This is a genomic window from Sulfolobus sp. B1, from assembly GCF_007050195.1.
Classification (GTDB): Archaea; Thermoproteota; Thermoprotei_A; order Sulfolobales; family Sulfolobaceae; genus Saccharolobus.
This window is the reverse complement of sequence record NZ_QIMI01000179.1, coordinates 1-2418: the sequence shown is the minus strand read 5'-3', so window position 1 is coordinate 2418 and position 2418 is coordinate 1. Positions and strand designations below refer to the sequence as shown.

Here is a 2418-nt window from a genome sequence, read left to right as displayed (position 1 = left end):
ACAGTTTATCTATTTCCTCCTTAGTTCTCTTAGTCCTCACGAACCCTATTGGTGTATATTCAATCCTCATCAATTTTTAATAAATCTTCAAGAACAATATAAGCATATTTGCAATCGCTAAATTCAAACTTAAACTTATTATTACTCTTTTCACCTTCTATGATCACAAGAGGTTCAGGGAATAAATTAACCTTCATGACCAAATACCCTTTATCTTGAATTTGCTTATAAAATAGAAGTAACTCATCAGCGTTAATAGTCTCACAATTATCATTTATAATTACATTTAATTTATTTATTTCGTTAGTATTAGATTTAAGAGTGAGTTGTAACGAATGATTATTTTTCTGGACGTCTAAAAGGATATACTCTTTATTTATGCAGGAGAGCATCGAGTTTAACTTATTTAAAATCTCATCTGCTAACTCTTGTGAATTACAATCCATTATCTCACCGCGTTAGGGCATGCAGGACCTTGTCTTATAAATATATCGACATTATTATCAATCATTTTCATAAAATCATCAAACTTAATCTCCTCAATACTATCATCATTAACTCTTTGAGTAGTATAGATTTTAACACCATTATTTATTAATTCAGATATTATTTGTTTAAATTGATTATTTGATAAAAATGAATTATTTAAAAATAAAATATAAACTTTATAACCTTTTTTACTGAACCTTTCAGCATCAATTAATGTGAGATAAACCTCGTTTGAGTTATCATCATTAATAGTTATAAAAACATTAGGCATCATTTCATCCTTATTATTTGATCCGCAACCCTTTGAAGGCCTAGGACAAAATTAGAATTAGGTGAAACGTCAATTACAGCCATTCCTAATTTATCAGCCTTTACCACCGCCTCGTCATAAGGAAGTACACCTAAAACCTCGACACCATTCTTATCTAATATATCCCTAACTAGTTTCTCCTCTTCCTCGTGCTTGACCTTATTTATGATTGCAAAAACTTTCTTAACACCTAACTCGCTGGCTAACTTGTAAATCTTAATTCCTGTTTGTATAGATTTATAGTAAGGTTCTATTACGGTAAATATCACGTCTGAATGCATAGGAGTAGCCCTACTAAGGTTTTCTAAGCCGGGTTCCATATCCATTATTACTATCTCGTTTTCCTTAGGTATTATATGTCCTACTAGCTCTCTAACAGTGGCGTGGGCACCACAAGCACAACCAACACCTGCCTTTTCTATTTTAGTCATTATTAGAAGATCAATATTATCTGGACCTCTTATTGAGTAATTCTTAATTATCTCTTCTGGAGGCATTAATATTTCTAGCCTATCTCCTACTCTAGCCAGAATTCTTGTCGGAATAGGATTTGAACTCTCTAGCTTATCCCAGCTTATTCCCAAGGTTAAGGCTAAATTAGGATTATCGTCTGCATCTATTGCAATTACCTTATAACCCCTCATAGATAAGATACGCGCTAAAGTACCAGCTATCGTAGTTTTGCCAGTTCCTCCTTTACCTGTTATTGCTATTTTCAACTTATCACCTAATATTACATTAATAAAAGTTAGATTTAAATCTATATTTAATAAAGACCATTAGACTAACTAACCAGAGGAAATTAACTTCCTCACCATGAGGATTCCTCATTTTGTATTTTAGATAAAACTCTATTGAGATTTACTGACAAAATGTTTTAGGATGAAATTAAAACACTCCATTATCTGCACACTTAAGGTAAGTCTAGTGTTAATAAGGTATATTTTAGACTTATCTAAGACTGCGGTGAACTATACCTCACATCCTCCCTGCCTTAAGACTTGCCCTCTTTTTATCAATGACTTTCATAAACGTTTATTAATACATATCTAACGATACTTAATTATGGATGAAGAAAAATTTTTAAAGGCAATTAAGTCTGCTAAAGAAGGTCTATGGATATATAATTTAGATAGCAATGAGAAAATAGTAAAATTAACTGCCCTACTAATTCTCTTAAAGAGCTATGCAGATGAATCTGAAAGGAAGGAAATTCTAAATAAGATCCATGAGATTTTAAATACAGAAAGTGAGGATGAGACGAGGAAACTCTTAGAAGTAGCTTCTGCAGTAGCGTTCAGAGAAGAGCTCGAAAGATTGGAGAACATAGTTAACAGAATCCTTGAGTTACCTATGGGAAAGGATCTTTTACCACAATTTTTCAATATTATCTTAAAGGACTACCTCTATGATATAGCCGAGGAAGACATGGATACTGCTAGATATCTTGCATTGGAACTTTTTACAAACATGTTCTACATACTTAGAGATTTCATGCCGTCAAGTATTGAAGTCGTGAAAATTCAAGAGGCTATTAACAAGTTAGTTAACAATAACTAGTTACTCTACAGTAACTTATCAATTTATAAACTTAAAAGATGAATATTTATGCGATAAAT

The 2418-nt window shown here is 31.9% G+C and carries 4 protein-coding genes; 1 reads left to right on the top strand and 3 read right to left on the bottom strand.

Annotated features, from left to right (window positions below; genetic code table 11):
* Nucleotides 1-59: 59 nt before the first annotated feature.
* From DMP16_RS09125 to DMP16_RS09115, 3 genes are read right to left on the bottom strand one after another with little or no spacing between them, the layout of a single operon-like run.
* The gene (locus DMP16_RS09125; protein ID WP_069281355.1) at nucleotides 60-446 is read right to left on the bottom strand and encodes a hypothetical protein; all 387 of its coding nucleotides are present in this window, start codon (nucleotides 444-446) and stop codon (nucleotides 60-62) included.
* Nucleotides 446-760: a hypothetical protein gene (locus DMP16_RS09120; RefSeq protein WP_069281356.1), complete on the bottom strand. Its 315-nt coding sequence runs from the start codon at nucleotides 758-760 to the stop codon at nucleotides 446-448. The genes DMP16_RS09125 and DMP16_RS09120 overlap by 1 nt, the downstream gene beginning before the upstream one ends.
* Nucleotides 760-1518, bottom strand: coding sequence for an AAA family ATPase (locus DMP16_RS09115; RefSeq protein ID WP_069281357.1), 759 nt, complete (start codon nucleotides 1516-1518; stop codon nucleotides 760-762). The genes DMP16_RS09120 and DMP16_RS09115 overlap by 1 nt, the downstream gene beginning before the upstream one ends.
* Before the next feature lie 346 nt (nucleotides 1519-1864).
* On the opposite strand from DMP16_RS09115, the gene DMP16_RS09110 reads away from it, so the two are divergent.
* On the top strand, nucleotides 1865-2359 hold the full coding sequence (locus DMP16_RS09110; RefSeq protein WP_069281358.1) for a hypothetical protein: 495 nt from the start codon (nucleotides 1865-1867) through the stop codon (nucleotides 2357-2359).
* Nucleotides 2360-2418 lie beyond the last annotated feature (59 nt).

Coding starts and splice junctions, on each gene's coding strand:
- DMP16_RS09120 (WP_069281356.1), bottom strand. CDS start 760: ATGCCTAATGTTTTTATAACTATTAATGATGATAACTCAAACGAGGTT.
- DMP16_RS09125 (WP_069281355.1), bottom strand. CDS start 446: ATGGATTGTAATTCACAAGAGTTAGCAGATGAGATTTTAAATAAGTTA.
- DMP16_RS09110 (WP_069281358.1), top strand. CDS start 1,865: ATGGATGAAGAAAAATTTTTAAAGGCAATTAAGTCTGCTAAAGAAGGT.